This is a genomic window from Candidatus Acidianus copahuensis (genome assembly GCF_000632495.1).
Classification (GTDB): Archaea; Thermoproteota; Thermoprotei_A; order Sulfolobales; family Sulfolobaceae; genus Acidianus; species Acidianus copahuensis.
This window is the reverse complement of record NZ_JFZT01000068.1, coordinates 1-18061: the sequence shown is the minus strand read 5'-3', so window position 1 is coordinate 18061 and position 18061 is coordinate 1. Positions and strand designations below refer to the sequence as shown.

Here is an 18061-nt window from a genome sequence, read left to right as displayed (position 1 = left end):
AAATAACATTCAAAGAGTAAATGCCATCCTATCGTCCTTGATAATATCTGAATGGAAGACGGAAGTCAACAAAGACAAATCACTCCTTTTTCCTGATGCTTTACCACCATTAAATCAGTAAGTCCTCCTTAACTAGAACTTCTATGATCGCAACCTTTAAGTTTATCAGGAGGTAAGCTTAATGATGTTTTCTAACCTACCAATCTTCTCCACTTCAGCTACCATCAGTGCGTTATCCTTTGGGAGTAGTGAATACTCTGAGACTTCCTCTGCCTCCTTATACCCTATACTCCCGGAACTGACTAGGCTAAACTCCGGAACAGTAACCACTCTAGAGATCTCAACAAGTATTTCCTCCAAAGAGAAAATGAAGTCTGAGGATTTACCCTCCTGTATTACTTCACCTTCATAAAAGCTATACATACCTAAGGAGTTTACGTCTCCCACCTCCTCTGGTGTGACCAGCCAAGGTCCCATTGGAGCGAATGTATCTCTTACCTTATTCCTAAAATGTGAACCTCTCACGTACATCTTCTTTACCTTTCCGTCTGAGGGATCTCTCCTCATAGCGTAATAGGAGTCCTCTTTAATGCCTGGCGGATACGTTATATCGTTGAAGACAGTGTAACCAAGTATCGCTTCCCTAACCTGATTTATTGAGGCGTTCTTCAACTTCTCCTTAAGTATTATCCCTATCTCTACCTCTGGTCTTATTGCCTTCTCAGGTGACTCCACAATACCTAAGTGTGGAATTGCGTTTGTGGGTAGTTTTAGGAAGAACTTAGGCGATCCAACCATTTTCCTAGCTTCTTCCTTACTTTCCACCCCGACCATCTTAGGAGTGTTCACCAATGTGCAGATTATGGCTTTGGGTTCTATCGGCAGTTCTATCTTTACCTCGCTCAATTTGTAAGCTTCCCCTTTAGGCTCCACCTCTCTGTAACTCTCAGTGATATATACGTAATTATTCTCCACTACTCCTACTGATGTCTTACCTTGGTGTGTAAACCTTAAGAACTTTGTCATCTAGGACACCTTCAAACGTGATATATTATGATGTTGTAGGCTAACTATTTAATAAATACAGAATGAAACTAGTTTTATCTCTATGGATTTGAGGGATAAATAGTCGACATGACTCTCTTAAGGATATAAAATCTCCTTGTTTATTATGACGTTTAACTAACGTTTTACTTTAGTCCATACATTGTCCTTTAAGTTGTGGGACATCATCTTATAAGAGATACGTTATACCAGGAACTTGCAGTTTTATGTCCAAGCTATCCCTGAAGGATGTATAGGAAATTTTCACGGATCTTAAATACACTTTAAAAACCAGTTTTCTGCCATTTTGTATTAAAACTACATTATATATTCTACCTTACATTCCAAGTTAATCAACTTTAGATCTTTCTGATGGACGCCCAATGCTTCCAGGATCCTTTCCCTCTATTACTAAATTCAGGGATCACTTGATTGAGCTCAAGAGACTTTTAACTGTTAATATGGGCTTCACGTGTTATCCAGTTCCATTAAAACGCTCGAGAAGGATTAGTACAGAGTTTACAATTGATGGCGCTGAATCGTTACACTAACTTGGCTTATGCCAGAATTAAGTTGATTAATGTTTTTGATTAAATCCCTTTTCGTATTCAAACGCTTTTTTACAACATTATACCCTTTATATCAGTTATTTAGTAGTTCCAATAAGAGATACAAGATAGATTTTGTAAGGTCTTCACTAAGTTTTTTACCCCTTTCCTGTAGTTTATCTCATGTTATCCGATGATTTATGGGAATCAATTTCAGATATATATTCCTCAATCTTATCCCACCCCTTTATAAAAGGTCTAACAGATGGAACCCTTGAAGAGGAAAAGTTCAGGTATTACATTCTCCAGGACTTTTTATACCTTAGGGAATTCGGTAAAGCTTTAGCTCTACTTTCGGCTAAAGCTGACACTCAGGAAGCCTCATTACTCCTTGCCACTCACGTTACACATGCTATAGAGGTGGAGAAAAGCCTTCACCAGTACTTTATCTCCTTATGGAAAGTAAACCCTTCCTCCGTTAACCCCTCACCTACTAACCTCCTCTATACTTCCTACATCTCATCCATAGCTTACTCTAGGCCTTTTTATGAAGGCTTAGCGTCTGTACTCCCATGTTACTGGATATATATGGAGGTAGGTAAAGAACTACTAAAAAGAGGTTCGCCTAACCCTTTATATAAAAGGTGGATAGAGACATATGGGGGAGAGGAATACGAGAAAGGAGTAAGGGCAGTACTCGAGATAGTGAACTCCTTTAAATTGACTGAGGAACAGAAGAGCGCTGTAAAAAGACACTTCAGGATTACTTCAATGTTTGAGTACATGTTCTGGGACTCTGCTTATAAACTAGAGAAGTTTCCATTTGTCTTGTGATGTACTCATCTGAAAGAAGTTGAATACATCAGTTCGCAGTTAGGTTACGAGTAGCGGTGTTACTACCCACCTTCTGCTCAACATTGTAATCTAAGACCCTCTTGAGAACACTGACTAGGTTCTCGTTCTAGATAGTCATTTTGGTACTAGAGTTGTCCATTCTACCGTTCTAATCACCGTTTGTCCCTAGAGTGTTTGTTGTTCAGTATATTTTACTCCTCTAGCAACTTTCTCCTCTCACTCACCTTTCTTGATAGCACAGCTACCTCCAATGTTGGATCAAGAAATTGGGATCAACGTCAAGGATCCCTGCGAATATCACACCTTTATGCAATACACCTCATTGATGTGGGGTTCATCGTGAAAATTTCCTAAATCATGTCTAAAAACCTTTAGCTACCCTGGAATAAAAACTGTTTCACGATCCCTAAAATTGCATTACCTAGGGTTATGGACTTTTCTGCTTATAAGCATTATCAATGACCTCCTTTTCTATGCCAATTAAGAAAATCTTAGTTTGTCTAAACAAGTATTTTGTATCTCTTAGAAAAATAGATTCAGAACGTTGCATCAATTCATCCCTCTTCTGAAGAGGCTCATTGACGCTTTACCTTAACCTCACTAGTATTTTGTCGAATGTCTCTTCGAAGACCTTATATGCCTCTGTAGTGTAAAGACATACAGTTACCTTTTTTACGGTCTTCGGTCTGTACACCTTTATAGTGTTACCCATAATTCTTGCACATACGTCATATGGATAACCGTAAATTCCAGTAGATATTGCAGGAAATGATATAGATGTTAAATTTAGCTCGTCAGCTTTTTCTAAAGATCTTCTAATCGCCGATTCAAGTTTGTCATCTCCCTCCATACCGTACCTAGGACCTACTGCGTGGATAATGAATTTTGCCTTTAATCTGCCTGCCCTTGTTACAGCTACTTCTCCTACAGGGACTGGGCCAAACCTCTTTACGTAATCGTCACTTTCCTTTTGTATTTCATATCCGCCTTTTCTCACAATGGAATACGCTACACCACCACCGTGCTTTAGATAGGAGTTAGCTGCATTTACTAGCGCATCTGCCTCAACTTCCGTCAAATCACCTTGGATTAGTTCTACTAAGAGACTAGGTGTTTTGTAGACCTTCATATTATATCCCTCCTTTTTATATTTTTAAGTGTTCAAGCGAGGAGAATTAAATCGACAATGGGCCTCTCCTAAGGTATACATTAATGTAGACTAAAATGTTTAATGTACTAGTTAGTTTGGAAGGATTTGAAAGGTGATCTTATGAGATAAGCTACTTCCCTCTAGGGTAATGTGCTACTTATTATAACTTGACCAAAATGTTTTATGCAACGTTTTCCTGGGGAAATACGCTTAAACCTAAAGAGATAAAAAACTTAAAAATCTTATATCGAATAAGTTTCTGGCCTTAAGAAGGGTAATTCACATAGGTCGTTACGTCTATCATGTTTCCTCTTGCATTAACTGTGAGTATGACTTTGTACTGTTCCCCTGGAGTAAGCGATGAAACGTTACCAAAGTTTATTATAACATCGTTTTTCCCCGTTTGCAATATAGGAGGTTTTACGTTGATTGCGGTTATGTTAGTTCCGTCAATCCTTGCAGAAACTATGTTTGCCGGTACTGATGAATTTAAAGTTACTTTAGCGTAGCCGTTACTTCCTATTACTCCTTGTTCAGTTTGGTATATTTGAGGGCTTTGAGGAGTCTGTTGAGGTAATGCCTGTTGAGGTAATGGTTGATAACTGGGTTGAGGTTGTTGATAGGGTTGCTGATAAGCGGGTGGATAGAAGGATTGGTACGTTACTGGCGGGGCTAACTTTTTCTTCATTTGATTTAATCCCATAAAAATTATAATATTACCTATGACGTTAGAGTTTGGAATAACGAAAAGTATACTTCCCATCTTTATAATGGTTTCATTATAAGTCTCTCCTAATTTATAGAATATTATTCCTAAAAATACTGTAGCTATTATTCCAAAAATATTGCCCACAATTAATACCATTACTCCTCCCACTTCAGTTGAAGTGTTTATCAAAAGAGGACCTCCAATAATTATCATAATGAAGGAAAAGAGATAAGTGTAAATTCCAAAATTTTTAGTCCCCACATCTTTATCGGTACTCTTTAAACTACTAAAACCAGAATATATCTTAAGTAAACCAAAAATCCCTAAAGCCACTGCTGCCGCAATGAGCCCTAAAAACGTTGCTTCTGCAGGAGTTTCAGAAACTGGAAGTTCAATCACACCTGATGGAATGAATAAAATAAATGTTAACAAGGATAGACCTCCAATAATCACTGATAGGAAGGAAGGCCCGCTGATCCCGCCGAAAGAGCTAGAATAATATGGGTTATAGAGGGAAAAAACAACGAACCCTACAATTTCAAGGATCGGAGCTAACATCAAAAATAACATTCCGAACCACAACTTACTAATTCCTTCAAAATCTGAATTTTGTGCCATTACTATCCCTAAAGTAAAAAGCAAAATACAAGTATTAAAATTTTGTTACACCTCAAAGATTTTTACTTTCCTTCTTTATTTGTTTCTCATTTAAAAATAAGAATCGATCAGATTTTCTTGGTAGTTTTTAGAAACCTCTTAAATGTTTCTGTAATGCCGACAAATTATAAAAAGTAAAATTAGGGCGTAATTAACGTGATTCATTAACTTTTGTCAACATTTGACTGCACTATGAATGTTTCTCTCAATTTTAATCGCACCTAGAATACTTGAGATGGCATTAATGTCTACTTTAACGTGAAAGGAGAGTAAAGGTGACTGAGCGTTTAGAGTTAACTGTAGTGTGGGAAAATAGAGAGTATGCTTAGAAGCTGAAGCTGTTAGAATATCCTCGATACACATTAAAGTACTGAAACCCTAGGCCTTATAGTAATAAATAGGTACACGATAATCATGTTACCTTAACTTACCGAAGGTTACTGTAAAAAAGTAAGGCGAATGGGTAGTGGATGTAAATCATTCTACCATAAAAGAAAGGGAATAGGAGAACTTAAGTTTCTGAAGTTAACCAAATTGCATGACTCAACAACTGTAGGGAGACTTTTATAGAGGTGATTTAGAGGGAGATGGTTTAGGCTGTTTTGAAGTTATAATTTCTCCATGTTGTATTAACTACACCAGAGTAACTTTTATGCGACTAAAGAAAAATGATCAACCATCAAGAAAAAAACTAAAACCCGTTATTTAAGTTAACAAAATCTTCAATTACTTTATTAAACCCTGTCGCGCTACCTCTCTCCTTTGCTGAGTTATAGTCCGAGGCTACGAGCCCTTGGAGTAGGAGGAGGAAGACTTTCTTCTCCTTCTTACCGCTTGACATCCATATCTTCTTCCAACCTTCATTGAATATTTGTATAGATTGGTTTATTACTTCCGTTACTTTCTCTCCGGCCTTAATGACTTGTTCACGAGGCAACTCCACGTTGTTATCAATCACTCCCTCGATCTCATTAAAGAAGTCGTTAAAATTGTTTTGCGTTACTTGCTTTTGCCCAAAATTATTTCGCACTATCTTAACCCTCTTTTCAATATCCATAGGGTGGTGGTGTAACATTATGCCTAATGTTACTTGATATCTATCAATGTCCTTATATCCCCGCAATGTCATATACCTATATACTCCCCAGCCAGACACTATTTCATGTCCAGGAAAAGTACAGTTGCCGTCTCTAACGCTTCTAATTATTATTTTACCGAAGTCGTGAAATATTATTGCTATTTCCAACTTTTCAAAAAACTTAGGTTCTAGAGAATTCCCATACTTCACTATCCTCGAGTTAACGTTAAAGGTGTCCAGCGCCCTCTTGATGTGGTCTCTCATCCTCTCCTTTACATTTTTATTACAAAAGCTATAGATCATTTCACTCTCCTTCAAAGCCTAGTTCATGCGAGTAATTGCCCGTTAGTATGAACTTACATCCTTTCAGCCCCATTATAATTGCTTCTTCCTCAGATCTGGGACAATATTCCTCCTTTCCTTCTTGGCATTGTACCTTACCACAGTATTTCTCCATTAAGTTAAAGTTAGCTGGGAACTCAACGCCGTCTACTACCACATTAAATATGTTGCCATCCCTAATTAAGCTTCCTTCGTTTTTCAATAAAAACTTCATAGCTGACTCCGTGGGTCTGGTCAAGTCAGTTATAATACTTATTATTTTGTCCACAAACTTTGTGTCTATTTCAGGTTGTTCGGTGTAAACGTAGTCCAATAATTCCTTATACCCCACATGTAAGTTCAGTGAGGAATGATTTTGAAGGAAACTCCACGTCCTCTCCATTAATTCATAATCATATACGCCAGTATTCAACGTATCCTCTGTCTTAAATATAAATACTTCCCCTTTCATCTCTTCAAACCTTAAAAACCTCCCAGCCCTCTGTATAATGGAATTTGCAGGTGCCAGTTCTGTTATGAGGACTTCGGAGGAAATGTCTACTCCAGCTTCTAGAGCTTGGGTAGTTATTATTACCCTTTTCTTAAATATTTCTTCAATTTTCTTCTCTCTGTCCTCCTTAGAAAACCTTGAATGTACAAGGACTTTACTCTCTTCACCCAACATTTTATAGAAGTGAACAGCGTCTGACACCGTATTAAAATAGACTAATATCTTCTTTCCCTTCCTTTCCTCCACTATTTTGGCCAGTTGTTGTAGAACCTCAGCCCGGTCAAACTCCAACATGGTTATAGGATATTCCTTCTTCGCTCTCTTTTTAAAAAAATCTTCATCGTCCTCTTGTCTAAAACTCAACTGCTTTACACCAGGGATCGTGAATGAGGACGGTAAAGTAGCTGATAACATTATTACTCTCATACCGAAGTTTTGCGATATTTTTTGTAAAGCGTATAAGTAGCTTAAGGACTTTACAGAGTCGTATAGGAGATGGACCTCATCTAGGACTACTGAGGAGGTGAAAATAGATGACCATGAGAACATGTAATGACCTAAACTCCCGTAGTTTGTCCCATAAAGGCCTTGATAGACGTTTTTAGTATCTTCCGGTGATAGCCCTATGGATACTAATGACAATGTATCAACAGTAGTTAGACTAATGGGGTGTATTAGATAGGGTGAATCCTCCCTACCCATATACCTTACCCCTACGGCATTACCAAAGAACTTCTTAAACTTCCTTTCTTGGTCTTCTATTAGGCTCCTAAGGGGATATGCTACAACAAGTTTATACCCGCCTTCCAACTCGCTCTTTGCCAACGAGAGCGTTATGGCGGTCTTACCGTAACCTGTAGGGGCTTCTACAAGAAAATTATCTTCACTTTTGTCTAGTTCCTCTAGTACTTTGTCTATGAAAGGTCTTGACTCTGAAAATTTTGGCTTTAGATCTTGATAAGAATCATATATCAGTCCCATTTCAGAGTATACCCCATCAAGACCTTATATCCCTTGCCGTTGTTGTTAGTGGATATTTTATCAGCCTCAGCAAATTCCCTCATGAAGTTAGCTAAGTGTTCAGTCTGCCATGTAATAAGGTATTTGTAAAGCCATGATATAGCCTTATAGGCGTGATATCCCTCGTTTGTCTTATCCTCCCCGTTAAGGAACCTACCGGCAGAAGGTAACAATGCTTTAAACGATGTCTCTAAAGAGGAGATCAACTCCTTGTTCCTGTAAAGGGGCGAGTCGCTAAACAGGGTAATCAGCAATTCTTCATAGATTTTATAAGCCCTTCCCTCATTTGTCATCTTTAAAAGTCTTAACTCCACACTCTGGAACTTACTTAAGGCGTTAGCTATAACAGAGTTTAACATTATACTTGTTATGACAACCTCATCGTTTAATGCCCTGATAGTCCTCAATACTTCATTTATGTTGTCGCTCACAGTTCTCTTCAAGCTTAACCATGAAGTGGGATTCTGCAAAGCGTCATTAAGGCTCCCAGCATCGAAATACAGGAAATAATAGTCACTTCCTAAAGATGTTATATAAGCTGATTGTAGGCCTAAAAAGAACAAGTATGCGCTAAAGATATCTGTATAGACGGTAACTTGTTCATTGATCAACCCTGACTCCATTACGGCATACCCTTGGTATCTATCTGCCTTCATAAGCTGGAACGTGAAGTCTTCTCCACCTATTATTAGTTTCTTACCCTTTAGAAATATATCTTCCTTCTTTACAGTTACGTTTACTGACTTCAAGCAATTGATTAGGTCTGTAACCTTATACTTCTTATCTGAGTTACATAGCTTGAATATTTCGTCTAGCGAGTCGTGGGAGTTAAGTATTATGTTAACATCTTTGTTCAAGAATGGGTTCTGACAAGGTGGTTTTCCAACCTCTAAGTTTTGGCATTTATCAAGGAGTGCTAGGACTCCCTCATACAGGTTGCTCATAAGGAAGGTGGTATTTGGCGGGCTAGAGATCAGGCTAGACATTTCTCCCAACCACTACCTCATTATTTAGCTTGTAACCTACCCAGCCATTAAGTCTTAGCTTAACGGAAAGATCACGGAAGGGAAGGCCTATGTTGTATTGCACTCCGAGGCCTTTAGAATAGAGGACAGCAGGGGAGTCAGATAAGTCAAAGGGGCTTACAAAGTGTTCGCTTATCCACGTACCGTCAGTGTCTATTACCTGAATGGCATTGCTTATCGGATAACTGTAATCGGTCTCTATATCCCCCCTAATAACTGTGGGTTCCCCAGATACTACGTCTATTACTGAGACTAAACTTTCCTTACTCCCTATCCTTTTTATTTTCCAAATGTCCTCTACCTTGACTATATCGTCCTTAAAGACCATGAAAACTCTTAAGGTGGGTGGTCTTCCATCAATTGATGAGGTAGAGGTCTTCCCTCTTGCTGGTGCGTCAAAGCTAGCGTATACTTCTCCTGGGTTAGGAGATGGATAACGAACGTTATCAGAAGTCCTCAGTGCAAGGACTCTATTTAAGTCTTGGTACTTAAGCGGTATAAAGTTCAGAGATTTTATACCTAAAGCTAAAAGGGACTTAGAAAGTTTCGCTATAGTATTTACGTAGTTACCCTCTCCCGCTTTTAACCTCCTAGCTACCGGTTCAGCTAATGCCCCTAAAATTACCGTTGGAGGAGGGAAAGAAAAGGAGGGAGAACTCTTAGACATCCCTGCAACTCTAGCTTGAAAACCCCACATGAACTCTACGTCAAAAATGAGACCTATCATACCCTTTTCTTCGCCTCTTCTATGGCGTTAATTACAGCTTCCTCAAATGTATCGTAGGATTGTATCCCGCTGTTCTTTGGGTATGTGAAGACCGTAGTGTTGTTGGAGACCTTTGAAATTTTTGCCTTTGCCCTTTCTATGTAATCGCTGCTGAAGGGCGACGGTAATGTCCACACATCATCGGACGTTGCAATAGCTATGGACTCCCATGTCTTGTCAACTGGATCGAACCTAGTCCTCTTTGCACCAATGGGGAACTCCAATAGTAGTTCCTTCAGCGCATCTAAAGATGCTTTCGACCTCTCCTTTATATCCTGGTCTTCGATAACTGGACTACCATAACTGGACACATTAAATGTCCTCTTTCCTATAAGCGAAGTATCTAGGTCAAACGCAAAAGTGAAGAGAGCTGAGGACACTTCAACGTAATAGATCATCTGACCTGACGCATTACTCTCCCCTACACCTACAAACTTCGTACCAAGAGCGTATCTACTCTGCAGTTGTGGGTCAATTGATACGCTTGAAAGCACTTCCTTTACTGGTACCATATAACCAGTATAGAAGTTTGAGGTCCTCTTCACGTTAGGTTTATCAGCGTATAAGAAGCCACCTACGTCCTCCACTGTACATCCTTTAATCACTGCCTCTTCGATCTGGTCAGCTATAGAGATTGTGTCAGCTTTCTTTCCCTGAGGCTTAGGTGGTTCAAAGCTAATAGCATCTTTTATAACATCCTTGTTAGTGCTCTTTAGGAATATACCCCTCTTACAAAGCGAACAAACTGGCTCTTTTGCCCCTTCTGCCTTCTTTGCAAGGATCGTCTGATATACGTGAGCTACGCTCTCTCCAGAGATGGTGGGTACAAAGTAAGTTACATAGTCACCTTCTTCTGACTTCACTATTATGGGAGCTCTTCTATGTTTTACGTAATTCCCTACAGATTCAACCATGTTAGCTGCTTCAGCTTGTAACCATACCCTACCTCTTACTGAAACGTAGACCATTTCACTCACCTTGAAATACGTAATTTAGTAAACGCTTATTCTTACCAATAGAGTTTACCTTGTCTTCATCTAGATCTAGATCCTTTGCAATTTTAGATACATTAGATTCAATAAACTTTTCTAGGTCTTCAACCGTCTTGACACCATTTGCTTTAGCGTACTTAGCTATTTGGTCAGCTATTTTGTAGTCATAATTGGACGCGAGCCTTGCTGAAAGAGACAACGCTTCTGCAGAAATTAAGGAGAGTTCCTCCCTTAACTTAGTGGTGTTGTCTATTTGGCTTATACTGTCTATTTCTTTGGTGACTTGATCGAAGTTAATGGATGAGGCAAAGTCCTTAACAACGTTGTTCGAGAATGTACCCCTAGAAGCTAAGGAGTGGTAATCCCTAAGGGCATCCCTTATTGACATTAGAGCCAGGGCTTTGGACGGAGCTTGGGATATTTTATCTACGTATGTATAGCTTCCGTTTTCAGCTATCAAGACAGCTATGACTTTAGAGACTTCTCGTGTAGGCATAATTATTTATAAAGAACAGACATTATAAAAGATTACGGCTCCTTATATTACTCTAAATAGATTTAATTGTTAACTTGAATTCTAAGTTAAATTGCCCATTTTAGTTAGTGATCCAGCGAGGAGATGTACTTCTAATATTATTCATAATTTATTTGAAGAGTACATAATTTTCTTAGATTAAGGTACTATATATACTAAATCGAAAATGAAAAGGTAACGTTGAATGTAAGGCGTATCTTTAGAAACGTTTGTAAGCCTTCACTTCCTTGTTTAGGAGGCTTAATAGAAATGGTTGGACGAGTTATTACCTTAAAGATATAATCGACTATATTTACTTCATCTTAATTGATTTTCAACATTGTCTAAACAATCGCGATAAGACACGTAAATCTCATCATTGCTTTTCCATAGGTAAGTTACATTCCTTTCAAAACTGCCGTGAGCGAACAAGTTCCTCTTATCCGCGTTACATTTTTTCAATCCGTCACCTCCCATTATTATGTCTAATAACTTAGGATCTTCTGGTATGCTGTCCTCCACGCGCTTAATTAAATTAATCTCATTGCGTATTAGGATTTCAATTGTCTCATTAAGAGAATATTTTTTTGCGAGATCTTCAAGATCTTTTAGAGCTATTCCATTCCCCCTGTAGAATACGTCGTTCGCCACTTTACATAGAGCGTGAACGTTAACCAACTGTCTTTTATGGGACGGGTAATACTCTATTAAATTATTACTCATTTTCAGATTAATGGTGGATATGCTGTTCTCTACACATTCAAGTGCGTCGCGTATGTCCTTTGTTGCCAAATAGATAAAATTTCCAGACGCTAGCGCGGTAGCTACTCTCATTATTAATTTTGGCTTATACCAACACTGACCTCCATCAATTACCTTGCTAGGACTTATTAGATTTTCTATATTCTGGTTGAAAAAGGGTGAGACTATATTGCTAATTGATCTTCTCACGTCAAGCGTATATCTCTCAATTACATTAATATTTAGAACGGCGTCCTTGACGTAAGGATCAGAATTATAGACAGAAAAATTTACCTCCTTATTTTTAAGAATGGAATATACGCTTAAGGCTAAAGTTATTGCGTCCTTACCCAAGACTGGCATATAGTTTATCCCATGGGTTACATCTAAGTGCACTTCGCTTACGTTATCCAACGATAGTAAGTAATCTAAAACTTGCTTATATACATAGTTAAAGTATAAGTCTAGCCCGGGCTTACTTTGAGTATACTTGTTACCAAAGACGTTTGGAGTTACAATAATTTTAGATGCAGTTCTCGCGAAAGGACCCACGTTATGATCCACGTTACTATTTTCCTTTAAGTAGTCTTTAACTAAATTGGAACATGTCTCGTAATCTTTACAGTTAAAGTTCTTAACATCGTCCAGTAGGCTCATCCCGGCTATTAATATCCTATAATTAGGATTAATTTCTTGGTCTAGCATTTGAGAGGATAAGTAGTAAGTGCCTTGATTACCTTGAAATTTATATGAAGTTTGTTTATATTGAGAAGGTTTTCCAATTATGGATATTAACGCCTTTTCTTGTGTCATGATTAATATACTAAGTTTTATTTTATTAATTTTTCTTGTAGCGATCCTTAGATTGAGAAATGCGCTAGCGTAATACAGTTGAATTCATGCTTTGAAGAATTTGATTGACACTTGATAGATCTTTTTAATTAATATCGTATATAATTAATTTATATAAAAATGTTCTAATAATGAAAATTAAGCATTCATCAAATTACTATCTGAAAAAGCCCATACACGATGTAAAGATCTTAAGCGTAGGCTAATTTACCCCTAATGGTCGGTTTACAGACATGCCTAAATCCACAGTTTTCACATTTACTTACAGGCTGCCTAACTTTTGGCCTTTTTCCTTGAATTATATTCTTTATTCTAGCCAAGAACTCAATAACTTCCTTCCTTTCGTCGGCAGTGTACGCGTACATTACCAACTTTTTTAATGAAGTGTAATACAAGAAACCAGCCTTTGGTACCTTCCCGTTTTCCTCTAGGATTAGACAGTAAAAGAAAACCTGTAACTTGTGATCCCTGTTCACCTTATCTGTGTCCTTTACGTCTAAGGGAACGACGTATCCAGGAAATATTAGTAGAAAATCTGGAACGCCAGAGATCCTCCATTTTCTAGAGAAAAGGAAAGGCTTTCTCTCCACTTCCTTAGGCTTTAAAGTAGGATAGACGAATTGAAGGGCAACATCTTTGTCCACCTCCTCCCCTTTTTTCATTGCCTCAGTAACCCTTTCCCTGAAGTGCATCACTCTCTCGTAGTAGGTAATTAAAGGGCAATAAGTGAAGTGCTTTACATCGATCCCAGTAATATACCCTTCTTCCATAAGATCACCACAGAATTTCCTCCCCCTCTCCACCATTTTCCTTTCCTAGTCCAATGAAAATCCTCTGATCAAACTGATTATTAGTCAAGGGGAAGATAAGAATGCTTAACCTCTCTCCTAGATCTAGCTTTTTCTTCCTCCTAGTTATCATCCAAAGACCAGATTCAACGTCCTTAAGTTGAGATGACGAGAGTTCTCCGGAAAATACGCTATATTGAATCCTCTTTAAACCTTTACTCCTCAAAAAGTCTGCAACTCTTCCCCTCACCAAGTTATCAGTAATGTCATATACCACAACGTAAATCAACATATCACCTCTAAGAAATAACCCTTTTTCTGTTGGAGGTAATTGTCACTAGCATAGGTCCTAGACCAAAATGCTACAGTGAACATCATAATAATATGTGAAAAAGATATTATATACTCATCTATAGGGCTATTAGATCTCGCATCGGATTTTGGACGGATTCAATCTTTTTTTTAAAACATTTGATTACTTCAGTCTAAAGACCAAAAAGCTGAAGGATATCAAACAGAACACCTAACAGGGTACTAGGCCTTCATAATTCGACGCGATAAAAAATGGAGAATTTAATATCTTGAACCTTAGGAAAAGTAGATAAAAGGCGGCAAAGGATCTAATATCTAACATAGAAGGCTGGAAGTCTTTGATCACGCTTAGATTATGAAGAAAATGTTAGATAACAAGGATAGCAATGAGGAAAGGGAAGAAACCTAGATACCTAAACATGGGAGAAGGTGGAGAAGTTATGAAAAAGCCTAAAAAGATGAAACATTTCGAACAAATTAGCTTCATTTTACTAAAAAATGTTAAGAAAGAGGGAAATAGAAAAAAGAGTAGAAAGACGTTATAACTGAAAACTTCTCTTTATCTTCACCAAAAATCGTAATAGTAAAAAACTCTCTACTCAGGCATTTTCTAACTCTTGTACCTCAACGTAGTTCCCAACTATTTGTGATGATACGTTATGCTTTGGCATACTTTCAACTAACGTTTTTGCTAAGATCGCTTTTACAGGAGTTTTGCCTACTTCTTTTCCTTTCCTTGGACTACAAGATGGAAAATAATTTACTCTTTGTTTTTCTTATTATACGTGAGTTGGGAGATTTTCGTTTCTACTCATGTCAATCCCGTTAGTAATACCAAACACCCTAGCCCTTTAAGTTTTCTTTAATTGTATAATTAGAATCTAATTTTTTAAATTAAATTTTATTGTTTAGATCTTTTTTCCTATTATGATCTTGGATCTAAGTTCAGTACAGAGTAGATCGTACTTAGTCATAGATAAACTTCATGTCTTTTTACCTCATGTCTTAAAGCAGGCCCCTTTATTTCTTCCCTATCTAGACAAATAAGGCCTGTACTCTCCATCTACCATTGCCTCTGCAAGCTTTCTAGCTTGACTGTAGATCTCCTCCTCTAAAATGGAGGAGGACAAAAGGGAATAAATCTCCTTAACATCCTTTACCTTCTCCGCATCTTCTCTAGCTTTGGATATTAGCGGTTTATCCACAAAGGGAGATCTAAACTCCTCCATTAGGTCAAAGACCAAGCTAACCCTACCAGACCTTAAGGAGTGAAGGAACCCAACATAAGGATTTAAACCCGCTGATATGACAGCTCCCCATACTCTTGATCTTAGCATACCATAACCAATGTTTAACGCAATGTTGAACGTATCCTTTGCCCCTCTTTTTAGTCTAGCCTTAAAATGCAGACTACTTGGAAGGATCTTTCTTACGCCTTCCCAGTACCACTTCGCTCCTTCAGCCTCTCTTCCCATTATATCTTTTACGTCATTCAAGCCTAGGACTTCTCCTCTTAGCCTGTCTAGTTCTCCAATTTCCTTGACTAGATCCTTGTCGTACTTTCTCCTGTAGTAGTTTAACACAACCATCTGGTTGTGCAATTTTCCTCTTACGAACTCCCTAGCTATTTCCGATCTCCTCTTTTTCCAAGTCTTTAACTGGTTTAACCAAACCCTCATAGAACCTCCATATTTTGCATTAATCACCTTAGCTACTGGTTACCCCCTTTCAAAAAATATCATCTCTACTCCGAACTCATTTGCCAATTTTATTGCATTCGTCGAGATGATCGCATCAGATAGGAGTATTATTGACCTAACCTCTGCTGGGGAAATCCTCCATATTTCTCTCCCTTTAACCTTACAGTAAAACATTCCTTTCTCTGCCCCTAGAAAAGCTCCCCAGTCCTTAACAAATACAAACTTCACTTGACCCTCCCCCCACAAGTAGTTAAAAAAGGACAGTCCGCCTCACAGTACTTTGGAAGACCTGGATCAACTCCCCTTTCCTTAATTTCAAGTCTTCTATCCCTTTCCTCTAAAAAGTCTTGTCTTAGTCTATCGTTTATTACCTTAAAGTCGCACTTCGGTTGAACAATCGAACTTTGTTCATCAACCCTTACGTAACATAGAAGCCCAAAATCTATTGGCACCTCATAAACGCTTTCGTAAGCTAACGCATAACCAGCTAAAGTTAGGGAATATACTTCCTTCGGCTTCCTCGTTTTCATCTCAGCTATAATTGGTATTTGAGGTATGAAAGCGTCTGCCCTTAAGTTTGATGATAAACCTAGAAGCGATCCGTCTATCGGAAACTCAACGTAAAATGGCACAACTAGGGAGACTAAAGAATCCCTAGAAAGGAACGGACTCTTACCTCTAACCTTATCTACCTCTACAGAGTAGACGTCAGATACGTGATTCCAAATCAACTTTGCTACTTCCTGATAGTTCGGTACATTGGAGAACCTACTTATTTCCTTTAACAAGATCGGAAGATCATCCGCCATTGCTGTTCTAATCCTATCTCCTCTGGTCTCTCCATCTAGAATTAACTTTTTCACGTTTTCTATGCCTTTGCTATACGCGCTATGGATGATCGACCCTCTGCCCAATTCAGGTGATGACGGTTCCCTTACTCCTTCAACATATCGCAAGTATATTATCCTCCCATTTGGACAGAGCCCGCCCGTTATATCAGAAACTCCAATAAAGCTAGAGGAAGGAGGTAAGACAGGGGGATCAGACCACTTCCAGCCTCTAAGTTCTTCACTTATAGCCCTAGGAGTGTTCTTAGCCCTTTTTGCGTAAATTATAATGTCGGAGAGAGTAAAAAACATATAAAAAAGGGGTAATACTAACTTTTAAACTTAGTTGAAAGAGCAGAAGACTAAATAAGACATGGAACTAACGCAAGCCATAGACGTTAATTCCATATTGGAAAGAGCAACAGACTAAATAAATCATTAAATGGTAAACTCCATACTAAATCCTTTCTCATACACTTTAATGGAATTGGAGAACACGTAAACTACACTATCAATACTCTTTCTAAGCATCTCAAGTCTAACCAAATTTTTTAATGGAGAGCGAAAAGGTTTCATTAAGTTTATTTAATGAAAAAATGATACTAAGTAAAAATAATCGTTACACTCTCAATAACCCTACGCTTAATCCTAGCAACCTCTCCTTTCCTTGAAGACATAACTCTATCACCAACCTCATTAACACCGTCCTCCTTAAAACGAAAGCAGTGCAAATCAAAGTAAAAAGAGTGATTCCTCCTAAGGTCCACATTAATAAAAAAGCCTTAACTTCAACAACATCCTAGTCTTAAGCCACAACCCTCAACAGACCTATCCCTCATCTTAATCCAAGATAAAACTTAACCCAAATGTCTAAAACACGTTTCATGGCCTAATAGAAGATTAATGTATAGTACAATTACCTCATCTATAGCACGATTAAAGTCTTGTTTAACACGCCTGACAAAACTAGTCTCGTAATTTCTATACGAAATTGTTGCTTACCGTATCATGCTTCGTAGTTAAATGGAAGGGGAGGTGCTGCAGAGAAAAAGGATGACCGACCAGAGTATCATGCCTTGTCTTTCCTAATAACGTGAAATTATAAGATGAACAAGATTGAGATGAGTTAAATTTTGAAGGTCTATCAACCATTTCGCAGTGATTCCTTATCCTTAGCAAGTTAGAAAGTTTACTACTATTTAACGATATTATTGATACATATCATTTTTATATATAATTAATATTATTTAGATAACATTTTTTTTGATTATAACTTAACTTTTTATAGACTGCTGTCTATAATTTTGTCTTGTTTTAGACACAATAAATGGAAGTAAGCAGGAAAAGTAGGGAGAAAAGTAAGTGCGTTAAACACTTTTCGGTATTATGAACGTGGATCGTATCGTAAATTGCTATGGTTAATATAGGGGTTATAAGCTTTTGAAGAAGGGAAAATTAAAAGTGTTAGTTAGATCAGTTAATCTGACTAAAAAGTTTTGTCGATCCCTTTTCTATTTATGATAAGGGATGGTTCTAGATTAGAAGCGTAAATTTCCAATTTTTTCTATGAGATAATAAACGTAAAAATGCGAGTCTCAATGCGACTAGTGCGTATTACAAAGAGGGGGGTTAACGATTTATAAACGTAAAG

General features: G+C 37.9%; 14 protein-coding genes and 1 pseudogene. 1 reads left to right on the top strand and 14 read right to left on the bottom strand.

The features are described 5' to 3' along the window. Positions 1–165: 165 nt before the first annotated feature. Complete coding sequence (locus tag CM19_RS12300) at positions 166–1026, bottom strand: fumarylacetoacetate hydrolase family protein (protein WP_048100749.1); 861 nt, start codon at positions 1024–1026, stop codon at positions 166–168. A gap of 749 nt (positions 1027–1775) precedes the next feature. Here CM19_RS12300 and tenA point away from each other — a divergent pair. Next, positions 1776–2426, top strand: a complete 651-nt coding sequence (gene tenA / locus CM19_RS12295; protein ID WP_048100748.1) for a thiaminase II — start codon at positions 1776–1778, stop codon at positions 2424–2426. A gap of 607 nt (positions 2427–3033) precedes the next feature. Here tenA and CM19_RS12290 read toward each other — a convergent pair. The 13 genes and pseudogenes from CM19_RS12290 to cas4a all read right to left on the bottom strand — a co-directional run bounded on the left by CM19_RS12290 (position 3034) and on the right by cas4a (position 16722). Continuing rightward, entirely contained in the window at positions 3034–3576 is a 543-nt protein-coding gene (locus tag CM19_RS12290; protein ID WP_048100747.1) for an ADP-ribose-binding protein, read from the bottom strand. Between the two features lie 286 nt (positions 3577–3862). Next, entirely contained in the window at positions 3863–4924 is a 1062-nt protein-coding gene (locus tag CM19_RS12285; RefSeq protein ID WP_150111455.1) for a DUF973 family protein, read from the bottom strand. A 730-nt stretch (positions 4925–5654) separates the two neighbouring features. Further along, the gene (locus tag CM19_RS12280; RefSeq protein WP_048100745.1) at positions 5655–6344 is read right to left on the bottom strand and encodes an HD domain-containing protein; all 690 of its coding nucleotides are present in this window, start codon (positions 6342–6344) and stop codon (positions 5655–5657) included. A gap of 1 nt (position 6345) precedes the next feature. Continuing rightward, entirely contained in the window at positions 6346–7854 is a 1509-nt protein-coding gene (gene cas3, locus CM19_RS12275; RefSeq protein ID WP_052349564.1) for a CRISPR-associated helicase Cas3', read from the bottom strand. After that, positions 7845–8879: a hypothetical protein gene (locus CM19_RS12270; protein ID WP_048100744.1), complete on the bottom strand. Its 1035-nt coding sequence runs from the start codon at positions 8877–8879 to the stop codon at positions 7845–7847. The genes cas3 and CM19_RS12270 overlap by 10 nt, the downstream gene beginning before the upstream one ends. Beyond that, on the bottom strand, positions 8872–9645 hold the full coding sequence (gene cas5a, locus CM19_RS12265) for a type I-A CRISPR-associated protein Cas5a (RefSeq protein WP_048100743.1): 774 nt from the start codon (positions 9643–9645) through the stop codon (positions 8872–8874). The genes CM19_RS12270 and cas5a overlap by 8 nt, the downstream gene beginning before the upstream one ends. Beyond that, the gene (gene cas7a, locus CM19_RS12260) at positions 9642–10652 is read right to left on the bottom strand and encodes a type I-A CRISPR-associated protein Cas7/Csa2 (RefSeq protein ID WP_048100742.1); all 1011 of its coding nucleotides are present in this window, start codon (positions 10650–10652) and stop codon (positions 9642–9644) included. The genes cas5a and cas7a overlap by 4 nt, the downstream gene beginning before the upstream one ends. 1 nt (position 10653) lies before the next feature. Beyond that, positions 10654–11172 (bottom strand): hypothetical protein, encoded by a 519-nt coding sequence (locus CM19_RS12650; RefSeq protein ID WP_052349563.1) that lies wholly within the window; start codon positions 11170–11172, stop codon positions 10654–10656. A 336-nt stretch (positions 11173–11508) separates the two neighbouring features. After that, positions 11509–12744, bottom strand: coding sequence for a CRISPR-associated CARF protein Csx1 (gene csx1, locus CM19_RS12250; RefSeq protein ID WP_048100741.1), 1236 nt, complete (start codon positions 12742–12744; stop codon positions 11509–11511). A 230-nt stretch (positions 12745–12974) separates the two neighbouring features. Beyond that, a complete protein-coding gene (gene cas4, locus CM19_RS12245; protein ID WP_052349562.1) occupies positions 12975–13553 on the bottom strand; it encodes a CRISPR-associated protein Cas4 in 579 nt (192 codons plus the stop codon). 4 nt (positions 13554–13557) lie between these two features. Then, positions 13558–13863 (bottom strand): CRISPR-associated endonuclease Cas2, encoded by a 306-nt coding sequence (cas2, locus tag CM19_RS12240; RefSeq protein ID WP_052349561.1) that lies wholly within the window; start codon positions 13861–13863, stop codon positions 13558–13560. Between the two features lie 1051 nt (positions 13864–14914). Beyond that, positions 14915–15811 (bottom strand): annotated as a pseudogene (gene cas1, locus CM19_RS12235) (CRISPR-associated endonuclease Cas1). Beyond that, positions 15808–16722: a type I-A CRISPR-associated protein Cas4/Csa1 gene (gene cas4a / locus CM19_RS12230; protein ID WP_048100739.1), complete on the bottom strand. Its 915-nt coding sequence runs from the start codon at positions 16720–16722 to the stop codon at positions 15808–15810. The pseudogene cas1 and the gene cas4a overlap by 4 nt, the downstream one beginning before the upstream one ends. Between the last annotated feature and the right edge of the window lie 1339 nt (positions 16723–18061).

Coding starts and splice junctions, on each gene's coding strand:
- cas7a (WP_048100742.1), bottom strand. CDS start 10,652: ATGGTCTACGTTTCAGTAAGAGGTAGGGTATGGTTACAAGCTGAAGCA.
- tenA (WP_048100748.1), top strand. CDS start 1,776: ATGTTATCCGATGATTTATGGGAATCAATTTCAGATATATATTCCTCA.
- CM19_RS12650 (WP_052349563.1), bottom strand. CDS start 11,172: ATGCCTACACGAGAAGTCTCTAAAGTCATAGCTGTCTTGATAGCTGAA.
- cas4a (WP_048100739.1), bottom strand. CDS start 16,722: ATGTTTTTTACTCTCTCCGACATTATAATTTACGCAAAAAGGGCTAAG.
- CM19_RS12270 (WP_048100744.1), bottom strand. CDS start 8,879: ATGTCTAGCCTGATCTCTAGCCCGCCAAATACCACCTTCCTTATGAGC.
- cas4 (WP_052349562.1), bottom strand. CDS start 13,553: ATGGAAGAAGGGTATATTACTGGGATCGATGTAAAGCACTTCACTTAT.
- csx1 (WP_048100741.1), bottom strand. CDS start 12,744: ATGACACAAGAAAAGGCGTTAATATCCATAATTGGAAAACCTTCTCAA.
- CM19_RS12300 (WP_048100749.1), bottom strand. CDS start 1,026: ATGACAAAGTTCTTAAGGTTTACACACCAAGGTAAGACATCAGTAGGA.
- cas3 (WP_052349564.1), bottom strand. CDS start 7,854: ATGGGACTGATATATGATTCTTATCAAGATCTAAAGCCAAAATTTTCA.
- cas2 (WP_052349561.1), bottom strand. CDS start 13,863: ATGTTGATTTACGTTGTGGTATATGACATTACTGATAACTTGGTGAGG.
- CM19_RS12280 (WP_048100745.1), bottom strand. CDS start 6,344: ATGATCTATAGCTTTTGTAATAAAAATGTAAAGGAGAGGATGAGAGAC.
- CM19_RS12290 (WP_048100747.1), bottom strand. CDS start 3,576: ATGAAGGTCTACAAAACACCTAGTCTCTTAGTAGAACTAATCCAAGGT.
- CM19_RS12285 (WP_150111455.1), bottom strand. CDS start 4,924: ATGGCACAAAATTCAGATTTTGAAGGAATTAGTAAGTTGTGGTTCGGA.
- cas5a (WP_048100743.1), bottom strand. CDS start 9,645: ATGATAGGTCTCATTTTTGACGTAGAGTTCATGTGGGGTTTTCAAGCT.